This window comes from Phycisphaeraceae bacterium (assembly GCA_019636555.1).
Taxonomy (GTDB): domain Bacteria; phylum Planctomycetota; class Phycisphaerae; order Phycisphaerales; family UBA1924; genus JAFEBO01.
Genome location: JAHBXH010000001.1, coordinates 1,912,066 through 1,931,891, shown reverse-complemented (window position 1 = coordinate 1,931,891; position 19,826 = coordinate 1,912,066). Strand labels below are relative to the sequence as shown.

The window sequence follows — 19,826 nt, the reverse complement described above, 5'->3', positions numbered from 1 at the left end:
CAACACACGCGTCCTTGTAGTCAACTCCACGAAACCTCCCACTGCCGGGCGAACCGCCGCGGCAAACAGCCAGCCCGAGGAACCGTCGAACGGACGAACCACTCACGCGTCGATCGGCATTGAACGCGCCGGTGTTGACCGCGCGATCGTTCCGCTCGAACGCCCGAGCATATCGGACCGCTCCCACCCAAATGTTCGGGAGGATCGGAAGGCCCGGGCACACGCTTGTACCGGTCGGGCACACGCACGGTTCGCGAAGCCGGAATGGGGAACTCAAATGTCCAGGCCTTCATACGCGGCTGCCGTCGCAAGCGCTCCAGAACGACCGGTGAATCTGCGGACAGTCCGCCTCAAAAAGAACCGCCCCGGGCGCGGAAGCCCGGGGCGGAATTGATCAGCAAACGAACCGCCAAGAACGTGCTGATCCGGAGACGGACCAACACGGTCCGCCCCACGAGAACAAGGCGGAATCAGATGCGACGACGGCGGCCGGCGAAGAGGCCGGCGAGACCGACGAGCGCGATGCTGCCCGGAGCCGGAATCGCATCGCCCGAAATGACGACATCATCGACGCGATCCGTGCCACCCGTGCCGACCGAACCGCCGTTCGCGGAAATGTTCGACAGGTTCACGAGACGGAAGTAAACCGTGGCCTGGTTGTCCAAGTTCGCGGGACCAGCGGTCGGTCCGAAGTTGAAGATCGCCTGCGCCGTGCCGGAGCTCCACGTCGGATTCGGCGAAGCGTTCGCAAGAACGGTCAGCGTGGATCCGATCTGGGTGAACGTCGTGCCGTTGGTGCTCCAAAAGAGCCCGAAATCGCGGGGACCGGTGTTGCTGGAGGTCTGCGTCCACGAAATGGTGATGTTCTGGTAGCCGAGCGTGCTGCTCGTGAACTGGTAGTAATCACCGATCGCCCACGTGTTCGAGCTGAACGAACGGGCGGAACCGTTTCCAACGGGGCTGGAATACGCGGTCGCCGCGGACGCGTGCGTGCCGGACGCGTTACCCGCGAACAGTCCGCCAGTCGAAGCGATGTTTCCGGAATTCGCGCCGGTGACCGAATAGGTGCTTAGCAGATTCTCGAAGTCCCACGACGTCAAGACCGCAGCGTTCGCGGACGCGCCGATGGTTGCGCCCGCCACAGCGGCGAGTGCAAATGCAGAAATCTTCATGTTCTCAAACCTCCTATTGCAAACTCTCCTCGACAGCGCGGCGGAACGCGCCTGCCCCCATACAACGGGGGCTTGTCTCTCTATGTTAAGACTATACCGGAAGCCAACCTTAACATGACCCGACTTTCATTCAGTTTTCGCAAAGAAATTGCGCCGCTGGCAGTTCGGGTGCGGACCGGGTATAGTCCCGCCCTTCGGGCGCGTAGCTCAGTTGGCTAGAGCGCGGCTGTCACATAGCCGAGGTCACAGGTTCGAGCCCTGTTGCGCCCATTTTCAGGTCTGGTTGATTCCCTGCCCCATCCTGCGGTATGGCAGGTCCGATTACGCGACTCGACCCCGCGCCGCGTTGCGGATGCTCCACCGAACCGAATCCATATCGGGAGGCTGTCTCCTCACTTGGCGGACTCAAGCACCGACCCGTCGCCGCCGCACCACAACGAACCCAAACACGATGACTAAGAAGCCCTGACCCGGTTGAGGGTTAGGGCTGGGAAGGACGATCGAGGTTCGCGGCGATTTCCACGCCCGCGAATCAAATCGTTTTCAAACGATCCCGAGCGCGCCTAGGCCCGGCGACGACGGATCGCGATGAGCCCGCTTGCGGCCAACAGCCCAAGCGTTCCGGGCGTCGGAACCCCGTTGATCTGGACGTTGTCGATGCGGTTGTTGCCGCTTTGATTGGTGGCGCCGTCAAAGGTGACCCGCAGGCGCAGGTTTGCGGCGCCGTACGCGGCCAGATCATTGATGTTGATCGTCTGAACGGCGAAAGAGGTCGTAAGCGAGTTCACGACCGTGATCAGCGTGTAGCTCAACCCGTCGACCGAGTATTCCCAGGTCTGCGACTGAAACCCGGTGCTCGTGTTCCGCGTGGCGTAGCTGAGGCTGAGCGCCGAAGTGATGCCGACCGTGCTGATGTTGAATTGCACCCACTTGCCGTTGTTCGTCACGCCGCTGTCCACGCCGTTGCCGGCGCGCATGGCGAGAGCGCCTCCGGAAGCGTCGCCAAAGAGTGCGTTGTCGGTCGTCCCGCCGAAGGTTCCCAGATCGCCGGTGTTCTGCGCGGATGTCCCCGCGACCGTATTGACCGAGAAATTCGTGGTGATGGTGCCAGAACCGGCGTTCGCGGCGAACGGATAAGCGTCATCCATCGTGCCCAATCCGCCGCTCGTGCCTGCGGTGCTGTTGTTGAAGTTCCAGTACGCGATGAGGTCGGCTTTCGCGCTACAGGCGAACGCCACACCCGCCGAAATGGCGAGCCCAAGAAGGCAACTCTTCATGTCTCAATCCTCCTCGTTCGATGATGTCTCGATCAAAGCGCGGCGGAACACGCGCTCGCTCCCGACGTGGGAGCTCGTCTCTCGTCGAAAATCGTACCAGAAGACTGTCTGCGCACAGCGCCTACTTGCGTCAATTCTTCAAAGAAGCAGTGATTCTGATAATCGGTCCTGCTTTTGACGCGCCGAACGCGATCGGAAGATAATGAATGCGTTTCAGTCCGATTGCCGCACAGCGAGGGCTGGATCGAATGCCCTATTTCGGTGTGAAATGCTCTGGTTTTGTGCGGTTTTTGCAAAGACCGGATCGGGTCTATCGTGTGACCGGCAGGTTCGCCGGATTGATAGGAAACATGAGATTTAATTCATTAAAAAGCTTTATAATGAATTGAAAATAATGTTCCGCGCCAGCGATCAAGCGCGCACGACCCGCATCGTCCATTTGGAGTTGATCGAGTCCGCTTCGAAACTGTTGCCAGCGTTCGCGTTGTGCCTCACCGTGCGGATCAAGGCTTGAGAGACCTTCGCCGCCGGACAGCTCGAGAGCGCGGCGGAGCGCCTGTCCGATGAACTTGCCTCCGTTGGTCGAGCCTTCGGCGACATAGGCAAAGCCCAGCAACGAAAGCGGGTCAGCGGAGGCGATCTCATCGATCATTCGCCGCGTTGCCGCGACAGGTGTGACGGACGACGGGTCCACACCAAAGTGGCGAAGATCGGCTTCGAATCGGTCCGGATAGGTGTGATAGGGCCGCAGCAACTGGGCGACTCGCGCGTCGGACTTTGCGTTCTCGAGCGCGCTCGTCAGAGCCGTGTGGACGAGGTAATACTGGCCCAACTGTGCCACGAAACCGGCGGTCCCGAGCTGCCCACGCAGGACGCGCCCCTGAAAGTCGTGGCGCTCCGCCGCGGTGTGCGCCGGTTGCGTTTTGGTTTTGAGTGTGTCGGCGAGGCCCATGGTCGGTGTCGTGGTGGTCATGGCGAATCCAATGTTGAGAAAGAGTCTCAACTACGATAGCGCCATCGGCGGCGAAGTCGAGCGGAATCGCCACATGCGGGTCGGCGGTGAGCGTTCGATCGGCGATCAGCCGACTTGGAGTCGGGTTCGCGCAGCGTCGATCGCGTCGCTCACGGCCCGCGGACCGGTTCCGCCGGGAATCTCGCGGCGTGCCAGACCGGTCTCGAGTTCGAGGGATTTGAACACGCCGGCGTCGATGCGCTTGTCGATCGCCTGCAATTCGGCGAGCGGCAGGTCCTCGAGGCGTTTGGTTTTTTCGATCGCGAGTCTCACCAGTTTTCCGACGATGTCGTGCGCATCGCGGAACGGGACTCCTTTGGCGACGAGGTAATCCGCGAGTTCGGTTGCGTTGGCGTGGCCGTCGAGCGCGGAATTGCGAGCGCGATCTTCGCGGACCTTGAGCGTGTCGAGCACACGCACGAGCACGCGGAGGCACATCGAAAGCTGCTGCATCGAATCGATCAGCGGCTCTTTGTCTTCCTGAAGATCCTTGTTGTACGCGAGCGGGAGACCCTTGACCGTCATCGCGAGCGTCGCGAACGCGCCGAAGATGCGGCCGGCCTTGCCCCGGATGAGTTCGCACGCATCGGGATTCTTCTTCTGCGGCATGAGGCTGCTGCCGCTGGAGACGGAATCGTGCATCTCGACGACCGCAAACTCCTGCGAGGCGAAGAGGATGAGGTCTTCGGCAAGGCGGGAGAGGTGAAGAGCCGTGATCGAGTTGGCGGAGAGCGTTTCGAGCACGAAATCGCGATCGCTGGTGGCGTCGAGGCTGTTGCGGGTCGGCGCATCGAAGCCGAGGTCCTTTGCGATCTGCTCGCGATCGACCTGATAGGTCGTGCCCGCGAGCGCGCCGGAGCCGAGGGGTGAGATGTTGACGCGCTTGCGGGCGTCGCGGAGGCGGGCGGCGTCGCGCTCGAGCATTTCCTGATAAGCAAGCGCCCAGTGCGCGAAGAGGATGGGCTGGGCGCGCTGGAGGTGCGTGTAGCCGGAAGTGATGATAGATTTTGTGCGCTCGGCCAAGTCGATGAGCGCACGTCGGGCATCCTTCAACTCGGCGAGTCGCGCATCGATTTGCGCGCGAACGAAGAGACGAAAGTCGGTGGCGACCTGATCATTTCGAGAGCGGCCGGTGTGGAGCTTTTTGCCGAGGTCCCCCACCGCTTCGATCAGCCGGCGCTCGACCCAGGAGTGGATGTCTTCGTCGGCGCCCGAGAGAGGGAGAGCGGGCGAATTTGAAACTTCAGATTTCAGATTTGAAAGAGCGGCGGTGAGGCGCGCGAGTTCCTGATCGTTCAGCACGCCAGCGCGGTGAATGGCCTTGGCCCAGGCGATCGAGCCCTCCACGTCCTGAAGCGCGAGCGCGGCATCCACGGGCAGCGAATCGTTGAACTGCTTGAAGAGTTCGTCGGGCTTGGTTTCGAAGCGTCCGCCCCAGAGAGCCATTGGTGACCTTTCAGATACATCAACACGGAGAAACACAAGGGACCACCGAGAAAGACACGGAGAAGGCTAGCAATGGACGGACCGATCAGAGCCGCTTTGTGGATGTGTCGGATGCGTGAGGATTTCCGAATCAAAAACGACGACACCCCGGAGGCACTGGCTTTCGCGAGCGCGTCCGGGGTGTCGCTTGGAGAGGAGGAGAGGTTCGGTTGTGAATCGGCGTCAGACCTGATTAAGGCGTGGCGCCAGGAGGAGAGGAGAGAGAAGAGAGGTTCGTGATTCGGTTTTCAGGGGCGGGTCTTTGTGACCCGCCAAGAGAGTTGCCGGCGCGGGGCGAAACCTTGCAATCACTGTTCAGAATTTTGCGATTTGCGCCCGGCCCAAAGACCACGACACCCCGGGAACTTTGGCCTTGGCCAACGCTTCCGGGGTGCCGTTTGGAGAGGAGAGAGATCGATGAGAGAGTCTTTCCGCTGACTCCCCTTCATACGAGCCGGGCGAGGCCGTAGTTCGGCCAGCCGGACGGGTTTTCTGGAACGCAATGACCGGCGTGCCGCGGTTTCGGTTTCGGCAAACCGCGTCGCTTCTCGTTTCAACCGCAGGACTAGCCGTCCGTGCGAGAAACCAAATACAGATCGCCGTCTTTTACGAGGCCGAGGCCCGGAGCGAAAATCTTCGTACTCGAACCCCTTTCGAGAGGCGTCGTTTCTATTACACGTATCGCGCGGGTGACGTTGCCGCCGGGAGTCGCGACCTCGTCGGCGACGTTGACGATTTCGACACGATCCATCGCGATTCCGGGGGCGACTTCCTGATAGAAACGATCGCCCATGATCGGCTGGCCCGGCATCATGAGTCCGAAGCGGGCGCCGCCTTCGCCGGACTTCCAGGCCCCGGCGTGACTTGCGATCTCCCCGTTTTCGTAGATATCAACTTCTTCGCCAAAGTAGTAGACATCGCCGGTTGCGGGATCACAGGCGAAGAAATTGCGGGAAACCTCCTTCAATCCGCGCGGCGTTTCTTCGCGTTCCTCGACGATGCGGGTTTCGACCCCGTCGATCACCCGAGTTTCAGCGAGCACCGTTATCGTGAGCGTTTCGTGTCCGCTTTGGAAGCGGCTGACCGCGCCGGGCTGAATCGCAAAGTATGGGTTGTTGCCGCAGGACTTCAGCGTGGACTTGTCCACGGCGAAGGTCGCGCGAAAGTCGTCGGTCATTGCCGCCTGATATTCCGAATCGCCGGTCTCATAGGGTTTGTAGCCCCGGTTGCACGCGACGAGCGCAAGCACGAGCGCGGATATCCCGAACGTGGTGACGCGCATGCATCTCCTTTCGAAGCGCTTATTCGACTCGACCAGATGACTTCAGGGCGCGGATACGTTCGGGCAAGCTCAGCAGCTTGATGAAGCCGCCCGCGTCCTTGTGTTCGTAGATCTCGCCCTTTTCGAACGTCACGACTTTTTCGGAGTAGAGGGAATTCGGGCTCTTGCGGCGGATCGCGGTTGCGGTCCCCTTGTAGAGCCGGACCACGACTTCGCCGGTGAGTTTCTCGCTGGACTTCTGGATCGCTGCCCACAAAGTTTCGCGGTAGGGAGTGAACCAGCGGCCGTTGTAGACGACTTCGGCGAACCAGAGCGCGAGATGCTCTTTGAAATGGCGCGTTTCGCGATCCTGCACGAGTTCTTCGAGGCCCTTGATGGCTTCGACGAGGATTGTGCCACCGGGGGTTTCGTAGATGCCGCGGGACTTCATGCCGACGAGACGATTCTCAACGAGATCAACGCGGCCGACGCCATGGGTGCCGCCGATACCGTTGAGTTTTTCGACGATTTTCCAGGCCTCCATCTTCTGGCCGTTGAGCGCAACGGGGCGGCCTGCTTCGAAGGAGAGCGTGACTTCCTCGGGCTTGTTTGGCGCGTTTTCCGGCGAAGCCGTCAGCATGTAGCAATCTTCGGGCGGCGCGTTCCACGGGTCTTCGATGCTGCCGCCTTCGTGGCTGATGTGCCACAGATTGCGGTCGCGCGAGTAGATCTTGGTGGCGCTCGCGGTCGTGGGGATGTCGCGGGCTTTGAGATAGTCGAGCATCGCGAGGCGGCCGGTCAGATCCCACTTTTCGTGGCGCCACGGCGCGATGATTTCCATGTCGGGAGCGAGGGCGGCGTAGGCGGCCTCGAAGCGCACCTGATCGTTGCCTTTGCCGGTGCAGCCGTGGGCGAGTGCCGTGCAGCCGAACTTTCGTGCGGCTTCGACCTGCGCTTTGGCGAGGATCGGGCGGGCCATGGCGGTGCCGAGCAGGTAGCGACCTTCGTAGAGCGAACCGGCCATGACGGTCGGCATCACGAAGTCGTCGATGAATTCTTTCTTGAGATCGACGACGACGCAGTCCTTCGCGCCGGAGTCCTTGGCTTTCTTTTCGACACCGACGAGTTCGTCGGAGCCCTGGCCGACGTCGCCAACGACGCCGTAGACCTCGCAGTCCATGTTTTCTTTGAGCCAGGGGATGATGGCGGAAGTGTCGAGGCCGCCGGAGTAGGCGATGGCGATTTTCTTGGGCATGGACAATCTCTCGTGTGCACGCGGCCGGAATCTTGCGGCGCGGCGGGTGCGAACGTGGAAACCAGCAAAGATTAGTCGCGGAGCATGTGGAAAAGCAGCGCCATCTGGGCGTGCATGCGGTTTTCTGCCTGATCGAACACGACAGAATTCGGCGAATCGATCACATCGTCCGTCACTTCGCTGCCGCGATGTGCGGGGAGGCAGTGCATGAAGAGCGGCGGCTGCTTGGCGCCTTCTGCCGCCTTCTGCATGAGACCCGCGTTGACCTGAAACGGCTTGAACAGCTTTCGGATCCGGTCGGTCTCGGACCCCTGTCCCATCGAGACCCAGACGTCGGTGTAGACTGCATCGTGGCCGGCGATGTCGCCGACATTGTGCGTCACCTTCAACTGCGAGCCCGACGTTGAGGCAAGAGCCTTGCACTCTTCGAGCACAGACGGCGTCGGATCGCGCCCGGGGGGCGTGAGCGCTGTGACGTGCGCGCCGAGTATCGCGCCGAGTTCCATGAGCGAGTGACACACGTTGTTGCCGTCGCCGACGTAGGCGAGGCGAAGGCCTTGCAACTCGCCGCGCTTTTCCTGCAGAGTCATGAAGTCGGCGAGCGCCTGACACGGATGGAACATGTCGCTGAGGGCGTTGACGACCGGAACTTTGCTTGCTCCCGACATTTGTTCGAGCACGGTCTGCTTGTACACCCGCGCGACGATCGCGTGGACCCAGCGTTCGAGATTGTGCCCGTAGTCAGCGACGGCCTCGCGCTCGCCGAGTCGCTGCTCGGAGTGATCGAGATAGACAGGCTGTGCGCCGAGGCGATGAATCCCCACTTCGAAGCTCACGCGCGTGCGCAGTGAGGGCTTCTCGAAGAGCATCGCGACCGATCGGCCCTTGAGCGCTTCCGAAAACTCGGCGGGATTCTTCTTCATCGCCCGCGCGGTCTCGAAGAGCCGGAGCACATCGTCGCGGGTCAGGTGGGCAAGGCGAAGCACATCGTTCTGGCGAACATTGGGGATCGAGGCAAAGCCGGGCATTTTCTGTGTGAGTCTCCGGAAGGCGAATCGAGACAATATGCGGGATTGGAATGAACGCGCCGGGCGCAAACTCACAATTCACCCAGCGACTTCGCTTGCTTCACGAGGCGGTGATCCGCGTCCCCACCTGCTCACCCTTCGACCAGCGAAGCAGATGCTCCGGTCGATCGCCGGAAAGGATGACGACATCCGCTCCTGTCTCGTTCGCGACCTTGGCCGCGGCACGCGTCTTTGGGATCATTCCGCCGTAGACATCACCGCTCGCGATCAATCGTTCGATTTCCTCGGGCGTCGCTTGTGGAACGAGGCTACCCGCCTTGTTCTTGATTCCCTCGACATCGGTAAGCAGCACGAGGGCAGAGGCCTTGAGCGCTCTTGCCAACCCCGCCGCGGCATCGTCGGCGTTCAGATTGAGCGGCTTGCCGGACTCATCGAGACCGATCGAACAGAGAACCGGGATGTAGCCGTGTTGAAGCAGGGTGCGCGCCAATTCCGCGTTGCCGCCAGCAACCTCGCCCACTCTCCCAAGATCCGCCGGTCCCGATTCCGTCGGGATCGGCGCGACCTTGCGGCATGTCAGCATCGCCCCGTCGCCCAGCGAAAGTCCGACACCCCTGCCACCCGCGCGCCGAATACACCCGACGAGCGATTTATTCACCGTGCCCGCAAGAACTCCGACGATCTCGGGGATCTGTTCGTCGGGCGTGACCCGCAATCCCTGCACGCGCTGCGGCTTGATTGCCAGCCGATCCATCAGCCTGTCAACCGCTTTGCCGCCCCCGTGCACGAGGATCAGACCGCCGGCGTGCGACACTGCGAGCGCGACGAGCGACTTCCACAGCTCATCCTGTTCCGCCTGGTTTTCCAGCGTTGTGCCGCCGATCTTCACGATGAGCGGCCCGGATGCGCTCACGAACGATCTCCGTTTTGCTTCGGTCGCAGCGCGGTGGCCTCTCCCAGCCCGAGGCAGATATTCATGCACTGCACGGCCTGCCCCGCGGCGCCCTTCACCAGGTTGTCGATGGCGCTGAACACCAACAGGTGAGAGTTGGCTTCGTCGATCGCCCAGCCGATGTCGCAGAAATTGGTGTTGCGCACGTCGCTGACGGCCGGAAACGATTTCGAAGGCAGCAGCCTCACAAACTGTTCGTTTGCATATGCCTCGCCGAACACTTTGCCGACTTTCTCAGCGGTCGTTCCATCCACAAGATCGACGTGGATTATGGAAAGAATGCCGCGGTCGAACGCGACGAGATGCGGCGTAAAAAGAGTGGGCAGTCCGGCGTAGGCGTCGATCTCCGGCTGATGCCTGTGCGAAAGCACGCCGTAGGGCTGCAGGCTCACCTCCGCCAGCATGTACTTCACGTTTGCGCCGCGACCGGCTCCCGTCACGCCCGATGCGCTATCAACGATCGGGCGCGTGCCTTCGCGAATCAGCCCGGCTCGCTTGAGCGGGGCGAGCGGCAGGATCGCGCTCGTCGGGTAGCAACCAGGAACCGCGATCAGGAACGCCTTCGCGATTTCTTCGCGGAAGAGTTCGGGCAAACCGTACACAGCTTCTCTCAGGAGCGCCGCGTGGCCGTGCTCAAACCCGTAGTGCTTGGGATAGAGGCCGGGGTTCTTCAGCCGAAATGCCGCGGAGAGATCGAGGACAACCGCCCCCGTCTTCAGGAACTGGGGGGCGAGCTCGACGCTCGCTTCGTGGGGAGTCGCGAGAAAAACCGCGTCGGGTTTCAGCGCGGCAACTGCGTCGAACTCGACTGGAAGAATGGGCAGCTCACAAATGCCGCGAAATCGGGGAAAAATCTCTTCGAACTTCCCCGCCTGATCGCCCTTCTCGCGGCGCGCGGATGCGAACAAGCCCACCACTTCCGCACCCGGGTGCTGAGAGAGGATGGAAACCAGTTCCGCACCGGAGTATCCGCCGGCGCCGACGATCACGACGCGCTTTCGCGCCGCATTTCCCATTTTCCATTTCCTTACTGAACGCGCGGGACTGCGCTGTTGGCTTCGGCCATCGCCTGGTCATATCGCCGGACCAATTCCGACAGAGTTGCCGCCAGTCGTTTCGCACCGTTCCAGTTCATCACCACGCGGCTGCCGATGGCGAAATGAATCCCCTGCTGACCATCGGGCCCCTGCTGCGGCACATTCAGCCCGAAATCAAGCACGACCTCGTCCTGCGTGTTGGTCGTACGGATCGTGTTGGCGTAAGTCGTCACCATTTTGGTTTCATCGATACGGATGGCGACTTGCTGCTGCTGGTTCTGGTTCGGCGTGCCCGACATGGAAAACTCCTGTCCCCGCAGAAACTGAGACGGGGCTGCTGCTTTTGTTTGCTCGCGGGTTGTGGTACAACCATCGCGAGGTTGGAAAGCGAGTTTAGTCCGCTCGCTTTGCCCGCGCCGGCCTCCCCCAACCCCCAGGCTCACCGATGGCTCTTGCCGAGATGCCCAAGTCACGCAAGCCGGTCCAAGGCGCCCGGACCCTGTTCGCCGCGATCGATATCGGCAGCAACGCGGTGCGATTCGCGCTCGCCAGCGCCGACGCACGCGGCGAATTGAAGATCCTCGACGAGCGTCGCCGCCCAACTCGCCTCGGAGCAAACCTATCCAACGGGAAGGGACTCCCCAAACCGGCGATGAAAGCGACCATCGCGGCCGTCAAGGAATTCTGCTTCGATGCGATCCGTCACGGAGTGCGGAGTATCCGAATGGTCGCGACCGCTGCGGTCCGCGAGTCTCCCGACGGTGCCGGTTTCGTGGAACGCCTCGAGCATGAGGTCGGCCTGCCCGTTGAGATCATCGGCGCTGATGAGGAATCCCGACTCGCCTTTGCCAGTTGCCGCGCCGCGTTTGAGCTCGAACGCCAAACAGTTGCCATCGTCGATATCGGCGGCGGCAGCGTGCAAGTCAGTCTCGCCCGAAAAGGGGTGCTGTTTGAAGCGGTTTCCATGCCGCTCGGCGCGGTACGGCTCACTTCGGCGTTCAAGACTCCGGGCGGCAAGGAGTCCCAATCCGCGCTGCAACGGATGCGCAAACACGTCGCCCGCATGATCGAGGAGGCGCTCCCGCCGCTGGTTCAGAGCCCGACCGCCGTCATCGGGTGCGGCGGCACTTTCGCAGCGATCGGGGCGCTGCTCGGCGATTTCGCGGGCAACCGTGCGCTCGCGCCGATGCTCGCGCAGCGCAGACGCTCGCTCGTGCGCGCCGGCCACGCCTCCGAGGAACTCGTGCAGCTCGTCGGTGCGATCGAGAGGATGGACATTCCGCAGCGCGCAAGTCTCCTGCGAAGAGTCGGTGTCCCTCCGGATCGCGCCGACATTCTCCCCGCGGGCGTCATCGTCGCGCGTGCACTTGTGAAGCATCTCGGCGCGGACCGGATCGTGCCGCACCCCGGCGGGGTGCGCGACGGCATGCTGCGCGAAATGTCTGCACGCGCGACGGCATGCGGCATGGTCGAGCGTGCACGGGCGATTGCTCGCGAGGCGCACTACGAAGTCGCCCACAGCGAGCAGGTTGCTCACCTCGCTGTGTCGCTACTGCACGATCTCGCGGACGTTGATCGCATCCGCGAAGCACTCGACGATCGTCCGGATGCCACAGAGCTGCTCGAGAGCGCTGGGCTCCTTCACGACACCGGAGTCCCGATCGACTACGACCGGCACCACAAAGTTTCGCGGCGGATCATCGAGCTGGCGAATTGGGGCCGGATTTCGCCCGTGGATCGAGCCGTGATCGCCAACATCGCGAGGTACCACCGCAAGTCGCTCCCCGCGGAAAAGCACGCGCCGTTCTGGTCGCTGCCCGCGCGCGAGCGCCAGGTCGTGCGCGTGCTCGCGGGCATTCTGAGGATCGCCGACGGCCTTGATCGCTCGCACCGGCAGATCACGACCGGCGTGCGGGTTCGAGTCACCCCCGCATCGCTTCAGATCATCGCCGAAGGAGCAAGGGCCGATGGCCCGGACATCCGTGCCGCGAGCAAGAAATCCGACCTGCTCTGTGCCTCGATCCGCCGAAAAATCTCCGTCGTCGCGGGCTGACGAGAAATCGACTGAGAAAGATACGCGGGAATGTCGATATTCCGCCCACTCGGAATTCATTCAGGAGTGTCGATGCGACAGGTGCTGCAATCGGTCGTGAGAGGAATCAGAAAGAGCCCGGCGCTCAACTCGATGGCACGCGCCTGCGTCAAGGCGATCCCCGACAAACGCCACATCACGAAAATGCGCGACATCGGGCCGGTCGCCATCCGGCTCCGCCGGCACCGATACTTACTCTGGGAGCACCCGCTCGTTCACGATGCGTTCATGGTTTCGCTGTTTGCCCGGCTCATCCGTCCGGGGGATGTTGTCTACGACATCGGCGCAAACATCGGACTCTACACCCGCCTGATGAGCCACTGGTTCGGCGCGAGCTACATCTACGCCTTCGAGCCCATGCTCGAAAACCGGGAGCTCCTCGAGGAGAACGTGCGCCTGGGCAACATGCAGAAGTCCACCGAGATCTCGCCTCTTGCGCTCTCCGATGCCGCCGGCACCGAAGAACTCCAGATCGACGACATGAACTCCGGCTCGGCGGTGCTCAACAGCATCTCCGGTGGTCAAGCTTCAAGCGGCAGAGCCCACTTTGGACTGCCTCCGAAAACCGAGACCGTCGAACTCGAAACACTCGATGCGTTCGTAAAGCGCGCCGGTGTACGCCCTCCGGCCATGATGAAAATCGATACCGAGGGCGCCGAGGTCAAGATTCTCATCGGGGGCCGCGAAACGATCCGCTCGCACAGACCGCGCATGGCGATCGCGCTCCACGGAAAAGACAAGGCAAAGGGCACGCTCGAACAACTCGAGATTCTCCAATGCCCGGCGTACGGCTACGTCAAAGAAGACGGCAAGTCGATCTACCGTCGGCTCTCGGTTCCCGATTTCGACCGCTTGAACAACAACAACATTCTCGCCGCGTACGACGAAGACCTGCTGCGGCCCGAGCCCCAACCGCTCGAACGCGCACCGATTTCGAGGAAGTAACCCGTTTTCGGACTTTTCGCTTTTCGCCGCAATTTACCGTGCAAGCTTCGCATCGGGCAGTAACATGCTCCTGGCGAGTTTGTTTCCGTGCCTCATGCGGTCGCTTGCCACGGAGTGCCCGAGAAATGCGGAAAATCTGTGCGTTGATGTCGCTCGCCGGCATGTTTTCTTTCGGGGCTCTTGCGGGCGAAACCCATTCTGTCGGCGTGCCGGAACGCTTCGACGGCCAGAAAGTCGTTCGCATTACTCCAAGAAACATCGCCGACGTCTATTTGCTGGAACAGATTTCTGGCGATCGATGGACGTGCGGCCCCGGCGGGCCAAATGGCGAAGCCGACTACCGAGTGAGAGCCGCCGACCTTCCGGCGCTCAATCAGGCCGGCGTTCCCTACAAAGTGATCATCGACGACGTGCAGGCGCTCATCGATGCCGAGCAAACGGAGATGCACAATCCGTTTGCCGATCGCGGCTTCTTCGATGCCTATCAGGATTACACCGGCGTCAGCAATTACGTGAACTCGCTCGTCTCGACGTACCCCGCCTTCGTCCAGCGCATTTCGATCGGGAATTCGATCCAGAACCGCGAAATCTTCGGTATCCGTGTCACCAGCCCGGTCCCCGCGCCCGGCGGATCCCCCCGCAAGCCGGTTGTCCTCTTCAACAGCCTTCAGCACGCGCGCGAGTGGATCACTGTCACCACCGACCTCTACGTCGCGACCCAGCTGCTCGCAACATACAACTCCGATTCACGATCCAAGAACATCCTCGACACCTACGAGATCGTCTTTGTCCCCATCACGAATCCCGACGGCTACAACATTACCTGGACAACACAGCGTCTCTGGCGCAAGAACGCTCGCGTCATCAGCGGCACAGTCCGCGGAGTCGACCTCAACCGCAATTGGAGCGTCGGTTGGGGCCTGAGCTCCGGATCGAGCGGCTCTACTTCCAGCGAGACTTATCGCGGAACCGCTCCGTTCTCCGAGCCCGAATCCGCCGCCCTCAGCAACTACGCCCTTTCCATTCCCAAGCTCGTCGCGCACATCGACTTCCACAGCTACTCGCAACTGGTGCTCCGTCCCTGGTCCTACCAGTACACCACGCCCGCCGGCGTCGCGAGCCTGAACCGCATCGGCAACGCGATGATTTCCGCGGTTTCGACGGCAACCGGGGCGTCGTATCAATTCGGTGGACCCGATATTTTGTACCTCGCCTCCGGCACGGCGCCAGATTGGTTTTTCGGCAGCACCGGAGCCACCGCGTACACGATGGAGCTTCGCGACACGGGCCAGTACGGCTTCGTGCTTCCGGCTTCGTTCATCATCCCCACCGGCAACGACGGCCTCGCCGCGGTCTATGCAATGCTCGGCGGACTCTGCCGCGCCGACCTGAACAAAGACAACGTTGTCGACGACAGCGACTTTGTTTTGTTCGCGGCTGGATACGACGCCCTGACCGATCGGACGTCGGACTTTACCGGAGACGCTCTCACCGACGATTTTGACTTCGTGATTTTTGCCGAGGCGTACGACCGTCTGACTTGTCCGTAACTTTGCCCCTTAATTGAGGCAAGTCGTCCGATAAGCAAACGCGCCGAAATTAGAATTACTGTTTGCAACAGACCTCTTCGATTCGCGTTCATCCCGATTTTGTCGTATTCTCTTCTTGTGCCCGCACGAGCGGTCACGCGAGAGGTGTTTTTTTTGACGCCGAGCCGCGTTTCTCACGCCGTGCGCTCGAGGGAGAGTCTTCATGCAGATTCGGAAGAACAATCGTTCGAACTTGGTCACTGTCGGCACACTGGTCGCGCTTTGCGGCGGCGCGGCTTCGACGCTCGCGCAGCTCGGTGCATTCCCCGCTTCGGACTTTGAGTCAAAGAGCGTTCTGCCGTTCCAGCTCGAACTCGCGATCAACGCGAAAGCGCCGACCACCATGAGCGCCACGCTTATGCGCGCGGGTATCGTGCGCGCGATGCACGGCACTCAGAACTGCTACGCGTCGAATCTGACCGCCGAGCAGTGGCAGAATCTTCTGGATCAGTTCCAGTTCCTGCCCATTACGCAGACGCCGATGGACCCCGACGATCCGTTCGGCGATCGCTTTAATGTGGACACCTTCAAGTGGGGGCCGACCGGCTCCGCAAATTCGCTCTATCCGGCGAATGCGGCCTCCCTGGCCATCCTGACGGTCAGTTTCCCGAACGATGGAGTGACCTGGGGCCTCGCAAACTCGGGCTTCGCTACGGGCGCAAACGCGCTCGGGGCTTCGCTCACAAGCCAGTTCACGGATCTCGATCGCGGTCGTGAATACCTCCGCGCGTGTCTGGGCTCTTGGCGCAAGTACGGCGGCATCACGTACACCGAAGTCGCCGACAACAACACCGCGATGGACAACAGCTCGACCCACAACAACGCGAGAGGCGATATTCGTATCGGCGGAATCTCACTCAACGGTCAGAGCGGCGTGCTCGCGTACAACTGTTTCCCCGCATCCGGCGGGCTCGCGGGCTCCCTGACCGGCGGCGACATGGTCATCAACACGGCTTATTTCAATGACGCCGGCAGCTTTAACAGCACAACCAACAACTACAGGTACTTTCGCAATACCTGCACGCACGAACACGGCCACGGCTTGGGCTTCATCCACCAGGTTCCGTGCAACAGCACGAAGCTCATGGAGCCGTTTATTCAGACTTCGACGGACGCGGTCCGCGTCGACGATCGCCGCGCTCTCGGCCGCAGCTACGGCGATCGCTACAGCGGAAATCAGTCGCTCGGCACGGCGGTCAACTTCGGCGATCTCGCCGCACGCTCGATCGCTGCCCGCGATCTCTCGCTCAACGGCTACTGGAACAACGGATCGAATGCGACCGGCGCCGACTACTTCAAGTTTACGTTGAGCGGCACGCAGAACATCAAGATCATCACGACGCCCACCGGAGGCACCTACACCACCGGTCAGCAGTCGAACAGCTGCACCGGCACGACGACGGGGTATGCCACCAGCAGCCTCGGCGATCTCGCCTACGAGCTGACCAACGACGATGGCACGGTCTCGATCGGACTCGTCAATGCGACTTCCCTCGGCGCGGCGGAATCGTTCACGTTCACAAATCTTCCCGCCGGCTCGTACGCGCTGCGAGTCTGGGACAACAACGCCGCCAACCTGACGGGCGGCTCGAATCCGAACACGATTGTTCAGCTGTACGACCTCGAGATTCAGGCCGGCACGAACATCTACGCCGACCCCTATGCCAACGCCGGCATCAACAAGCGGATCGCCGCCAACACGACTTGCTACTTCATCGGAGACATCAACTCGCAGGCGACCGAGACTCGGACGGCGGTGCTGCTCAACCGCTATGAGTGGGACCTCGATGGCGACGGCGTCTTCGAGGTTGGTGTCGCGCCCGCGGCATCCGTTCCGAAGCCCACGTTCACCTACGTCTCGAACGGGACCTATCCGGTCACGCTGCGCGTCCGCGACAATCAGAACAAGACCGGCACCGACACGATCTATGTGTCCGTTTACGGCGCGACCACGACGTTTACCGGCAACGCGGTTTCGGGCGACCAGGGCACGATTCTGCCCTTCACGATGATCGGCACCAACCTGAAGAACGTGACGAGTTCCTCCATGGTTCAGGTGACCACCGGCACGGGCGTGACCGTGACCGGCACGCCGATTCCGAACTCCCTGGGAACACAAGTCACAGGGCTTTCGTTCGTCATCGCCGCCGACGCATCGCTCGGCGGTCACAACGTCCGCGTTTCGAACTCGGACGGCAACTCCACCAACGTGAACTTCCTCACCGTCACGCAGGCGCCGGTCGCGTGCCCGGGTGATCTCAACAACGACACCTTCGTGGACGACGCAGACTTCGTGCTCTTTGCCGCGGCCTACGACCTGCTCGACTGCAATGATCCGTCGATGCCTGTTGGCTGTCCCGCGGACCTCAACAACGACGGGCTCGTGGACGACTCCGACTTCGTGATTTTCGCCACCGCCTACGACGCGTTCCTCTGCCCCTGAGTCCGGGTTCGAACTCTCGAAATAGAAAACGCCGCCGGGAGACCGGCGGCGTTTTTCTTTCCAAAGCGGGCGAAGGGGCTTGAACCCTCGACCTTCTCGTTGGCAACGAGACGCTCTACCACTGAGCTACGCCCGCGTCGTCTTCAATTATCGCCCTTCCGAACATGCCGAATCGGCCGGAAGCGGGTAGAAAGTTAGCCGGAGCAGCGGGAAAGGTCAACCTCCAGACGTCGGCCCGGCGTTTGGGCCGAGCGGCTACACCGGCGGAACAGGGCCCCGCACCGCGGATTCAAGGTCCGAGGGCTTGAAGAAACTGTTGAAGAAAATCGGACGTTCCATACCCGGCCGGAAGATCGCGACCAGGGGAATACCGCCTCCGCCGGAAATCTCCCGCACCAGCCCCCATCCTTGCGCTTCGTCGGCGCTGGTCAGGTCGATTTTCATCGGAACGACGTCCGCTGAACTGAGCAGCCCCACTCCGACCTCGCTCAGCAAGACGTTGCGCTCGATGACGTGGCAGTTCGTGCACCACTTCGCCGTGAAGTCCACGACCACCGTTTTTCCGCTATCGAGCGCCCGCGCGATTTGCTTTCGAATGTCGGTTTCGGGCACATTGACGAAGCGGGTCCAGGTAATGGGGCCCTCGGAAGCCAGCGCTCGCGTCGTCCAGACGGTCGCGCCGATCCAGACGAGCGCGCACACGGTCACGGCCGTTTTCGCGCCGATCGTTCGAAGCATCCGCCACCCACCGATGATGGCCCAAAGGCCTCCGACCGCGGCGACGCCGCCCACGACAAACCACGGCCACTTTTCGCTCGTGAGATTCGAGAGAAGAAACGCCGCGACCGCGAGCATCAGGATTCCGAGCACTTGCTTGAGCAACTCTCCACCCGGCCCCGCTTTGGGCAGGATATCGATAAGCCGTGGGAAAGCGATGAGCAGGGCGTAGGGCAGCGCCATCCCGATACCCATCACGACAAAGGTCACGAGCCCCATCCAAGCCGGCTGTGTCGCGGCCCAGGCGATCGTTGCACCGAGCAGCGGGCCCGTGCACGGAGTCGACAGCACCGCAGTCAATACGCCGAGAAGAAAATTCCCGAGCACGGTGTCGTGACTCGGGTTGAGCATGTACACCGATTGCGGCAGCCGCACCGTGAAGAGACCGATCATCCCCAGGCCCATCAGGCCGACGATTGCCGCCATGACAATGGTGAACCAGCGGCTGGTGAACACCTGTCCCCAGTCCTGCTTCTGGCCGCCCGTGACGATGCCGAAAATCAGCAGCCCGAGCACCAGAAACGTTGCGACTATTCCCACGCAGTACACCGACCCGAAGAGCGCGAGCTTCCCCGGATTTCCCGCCTGCTGTTGCAGCGACAGAATCTTGATCGGGATCACGGGAAGCACGCACGGGGTCAGATTGAGCAAGAACCCCGCGGCGAGTGCGATCAGCAGAATCAGCAATGTCTGATCGCGCCGGAGAGAAAACTTGTACCCGACAAAATCGAATCCGCTCGTTGCCGGCTGAACAGAGGCGACCGCCCCCGCGTTCATCCGCGAGAACACGCTCGGATCAAACGCGTCGAACACTTGCGGGTTGACGACGTCCCGGCTCGCAACGTCCGTAAGCGGTTTCACCGTGATCGTGACGTCGCGCGTGACATCCTCGGGCATCAGGCACTGCGATTCGTCGCACGCCTGGATGGAGATCTTCAGCGGGATCGTGAGATTCCCCATCGGAACGCCCGAGGCGAGCTGCACCGGCACGAACGCGATCGCTTTGCCGGCGAAGAATTCCAGCGAGAGCGGCTTTCCGATCCACAGCACCGTCAACGTTTCGGAATTCGGCCACTGGATCGGACCGACTTTGAGCCCCCTAGGCGCCTCAACCTGAATCTGCGTCGGGACCGGATCGAGGTCTTTCAGTTCGTCCGGCACTTTCGGATCGTTGGTCTGAGTATGCCAGCCCTTGGCGTGATCGAGTACGACCGCAATCGCAAACTGTTCGCCGGGGGCTGCTTCGGTCCGCTGCGCGATCGCCGAGACGTCCACCTTGGTGGACGACCCAAACTGTGCCATGGCGGAATGGCCCGGAATCACCAACCCCAATGTCAGAATCAAAAGGCCAAGTCTGCTCATCTGCGCCGATTCCTTCCGGCGGGCTTCACGGCCCGCGTCTCCCGACCTGATCGGTCCGTCATCGTTCAAGGCTGTACGCAATGCCGGTCGATGATTGGATGCGTCTGTTCGTGTCCCGTTCCTGTCCCCGATTCCATTC

General features: G+C 61.6%; 16 protein-coding genes and 2 tRNA genes. 6 read left to right on the top strand and 12 right to left on the bottom strand.

What is annotated here, in order from left to right; all coding sequences use genetic code 11:
* Positions 1-470 precede the first annotated feature (470 nt).
* Positions 471-1,172, bottom strand: coding sequence for a PEP-CTERM sorting domain-containing protein (locus KF691_08065; GenBank protein MBX3389395.1), 702 nt, complete (start codon positions 1,170-1,172; stop codon positions 471-473).
* 196 nt (positions 1,173-1,368) lie between these two features.
* Between KF691_08065 and KF691_08060 the strand changes: the two genes are divergently transcribed.
* A tRNA-Val gene (locus KF691_08060) sits at positions 1,369-1,442 on the top strand.
* A 293-nt stretch (positions 1,443-1,735) separates the two neighbouring features.
* Here KF691_08060 and KF691_08055 read toward each other — a convergent pair.
* The 3 genes from KF691_08055 to argH form a co-directional block, all read right to left on the bottom strand.
* Positions 1,736-2,449 (bottom strand): hypothetical protein, encoded by a 714-nt coding sequence (locus KF691_08055; GenBank protein ID MBX3389394.1) that lies wholly within the window; start codon positions 2,447-2,449, stop codon positions 1,736-1,738.
* A gap of 310 nt (positions 2,450-2,759) precedes the next feature.
* Positions 2,760-3,422: a biliverdin-producing heme oxygenase gene (locus tag KF691_08050; GenBank protein MBX3389393.1), complete on the bottom strand. Its 663-nt coding sequence runs from the start codon at positions 3,420-3,422 to the stop codon at positions 2,760-2,762.
* A 105-nt stretch (positions 3,423-3,527) separates the two neighbouring features.
* Positions 3,528-4,907, bottom strand: coding sequence for an argininosuccinate lyase (argH, locus tag KF691_08045; GenBank protein MBX3389392.1), 1,380 nt, complete (start codon positions 4,905-4,907; stop codon positions 3,528-3,530).
* Positions 4,908-4,979: 72 nt separating this feature from the next.
* On the opposite strand from argH, the gene KF691_08040 reads away from it, so the two are divergent.
* Positions 4,980-5,186 (top strand): hypothetical protein, encoded by a 207-nt coding sequence (locus tag KF691_08040; protein MBX3389391.1) that lies wholly within the window; start codon positions 4,980-4,982, stop codon positions 5,184-5,186.
* Positions 5,187-5,511: 325 nt separating this feature from the next.
* On the opposite strand, the gene KF691_08035 is transcribed toward KF691_08040, so the two are convergent.
* From KF691_08035 to KF691_08010, 6 genes are all read right to left on the bottom strand, one after another.
* Positions 5,512-6,228 carry a hypothetical protein gene (locus tag KF691_08035; protein MBX3389390.1) on the bottom strand — a complete coding sequence of 239 codons (717 nt, stop codon included), beginning with the start codon at positions 6,226-6,228 and terminating at the stop codon, positions 5,512-5,514.
* A 19-nt stretch (positions 6,229-6,247) separates the two neighbouring features.
* On the bottom strand, positions 6,248-7,468 hold the full coding sequence (locus KF691_08030) for an argininosuccinate synthase (GenBank protein MBX3389389.1): 1,221 nt from the start codon (positions 7,466-7,468) through the stop codon (positions 6,248-6,250).
* A gap of 65 nt (positions 7,469-7,533) precedes the next feature.
* Positions 7,534-8,490, bottom strand: coding sequence for an ornithine carbamoyltransferase (gene argF, locus KF691_08025; GenBank protein MBX3389388.1), 957 nt, complete (start codon positions 8,488-8,490; stop codon positions 7,534-7,536).
* A 100-nt stretch (positions 8,491-8,590) separates the two neighbouring features.
* Complete coding sequence (argB, locus tag KF691_08020; GenBank protein ID MBX3389387.1) at positions 8,591-9,403, bottom strand: acetylglutamate kinase; 813 nt, start codon at positions 9,401-9,403, stop codon at positions 8,591-8,593.
* Complete coding sequence (argC, locus tag KF691_08015; protein ID MBX3389386.1) at positions 9,400-10,458, bottom strand: N-acetyl-gamma-glutamyl-phosphate reductase; 1,059 nt, start codon at positions 10,456-10,458, stop codon at positions 9,400-9,402. The genes argB and argC overlap by 4 nt, the downstream gene beginning before the upstream one ends.
* An 11-nt stretch (positions 10,459-10,469) precedes the next feature.
* Positions 10,470-10,778 carry a DUF3467 domain-containing protein gene (locus tag KF691_08010; GenBank protein MBX3389385.1) on the bottom strand — a complete coding sequence of 103 codons (309 nt, stop codon included), beginning with the start codon at positions 10,776-10,778 and terminating at the stop codon, positions 10,470-10,472.
* 146 nt (positions 10,779-10,924) lie between these two features.
* On the opposite strand from KF691_08010, the gene KF691_08005 reads away from it, so the two are divergent.
* From KF691_08005 to KF691_07990, 4 genes are all read left to right on the top strand, one after another.
* Positions 10,925-12,532, top strand: a complete 1,608-nt coding sequence (locus KF691_08005) for a Ppx/GppA family phosphatase (protein MBX3389384.1) — start codon at positions 10,925-10,927, stop codon at positions 12,530-12,532.
* A 72-nt stretch (positions 12,533-12,604) separates the two neighbouring features.
* Positions 12,605-13,516, top strand: a complete 912-nt coding sequence (locus KF691_08000) for an FkbM family methyltransferase (GenBank protein MBX3389383.1) — start codon at positions 12,605-12,607, stop codon at positions 13,514-13,516.
* Between the two features lie 125 nt (positions 13,517-13,641).
* Positions 13,642-15,066, top strand: coding sequence for a hypothetical protein (locus KF691_07995; GenBank protein ID MBX3389382.1), 1,425 nt, complete (start codon positions 13,642-13,644; stop codon positions 15,064-15,066).
* Between the two features lie 202 nt (positions 15,067-15,268).
* Complete coding sequence (locus tag KF691_07990) at positions 15,269-17,548, top strand: hypothetical protein (GenBank protein ID MBX3389381.1); 2,280 nt, start codon at positions 15,269-15,271, stop codon at positions 17,546-17,548.
* A gap of 64 nt (positions 17,549-17,612) precedes the next feature.
* On the opposite strand, the gene KF691_07985 is transcribed toward KF691_07990, so the two are convergent.
* A tRNA-Gly gene (locus tag KF691_07985) sits at positions 17,613-17,684 on the bottom strand.
* Positions 17,685-17,803: 119 nt separating this feature from the next.
* Positions 17,804-19,687, bottom strand: coding sequence for a thioredoxin family protein (locus tag KF691_07980; GenBank protein ID MBX3389380.1), 1,884 nt, complete (start codon positions 19,685-19,687; stop codon positions 17,804-17,806).
* Between the last annotated feature and the right edge of the window lie 139 nt (positions 19,688-19,826).

Bases quoted from the DNA above. Each gene is read 5' to 3' on its own strand.
- KF691_08065 (MBX3389395.1), bottom strand. From the start codon at position 1,172: ATGAAGATTTCTGCATTTGCACTCGCCGCTGTGGCGGGCGCAACCATC.
- KF691_08055 (MBX3389394.1), bottom strand. From the start codon at position 2,449: ATGAAGAGTTGCCTTCTTGGGCTCGCCATTTCGGCGGGTGTGGCGTTC.
- KF691_08050 (MBX3389393.1), bottom strand. From the start codon at position 3,422: ATGACCACCACGACACCGACCATGGGCCTCGCCGACACACTCAAAACC.
- argH (MBX3389392.1), bottom strand. From the start codon at position 4,907: ATGGCTCTCTGGGGCGGACGCTTCGAAACCAAGCCCGACGAACTCTTC.
- KF691_08040 (MBX3389391.1), top strand. From the start codon at position 4,980: ATGGACGGACCGATCAGAGCCGCTTTGTGGATGTGTCGGATGCGTGAG.
- KF691_08035 (MBX3389390.1), bottom strand. From the start codon at position 6,228: ATGCGCGTCACCACGTTCGGGATATCCGCGCTCGTGCTTGCGCTCGTC.
- argF (MBX3389388.1), bottom strand. From the start codon at position 8,490: ATGCCCGGCTTTGCCTCGATCCCCAATGTTCGCCAGAACGATGTGCTT.
- argC (MBX3389386.1), bottom strand. From the start codon at position 10,458: ATGGGAAATGCGGCGCGAAAGCGCGTCGTGATCGTCGGCGCCGGCGGA.
- KF691_08010 (MBX3389385.1), bottom strand. From the start codon at position 10,778: ATGTCGGGCACGCCGAACCAGAACCAGCAGCAGCAAGTCGCCATCCGT.
- KF691_08005 (MBX3389384.1), top strand. From the start codon at position 10,925: ATGGCTCTTGCCGAGATGCCCAAGTCACGCAAGCCGGTCCAAGGCGCC.
- KF691_08000 (MBX3389383.1), top strand. From the start codon at position 12,605: ATGCGACAGGTGCTGCAATCGGTCGTGAGAGGAATCAGAAAGAGCCCG.
- KF691_07995 (MBX3389382.1), top strand. From the start codon at position 13,642: ATGCGGAAAATCTGTGCGTTGATGTCGCTCGCCGGCATGTTTTCTTTC.
- KF691_07990 (MBX3389381.1), top strand. From the start codon at position 15,269: ATGCAGATTCGGAAGAACAATCGTTCGAACTTGGTCACTGTCGGCACA.
- KF691_07980 (MBX3389380.1), bottom strand. From the start codon at position 19,687: ATGAGCAGACTTGGCCTTTTGATTCTGACATTGGGGTTGGTGATTCCG.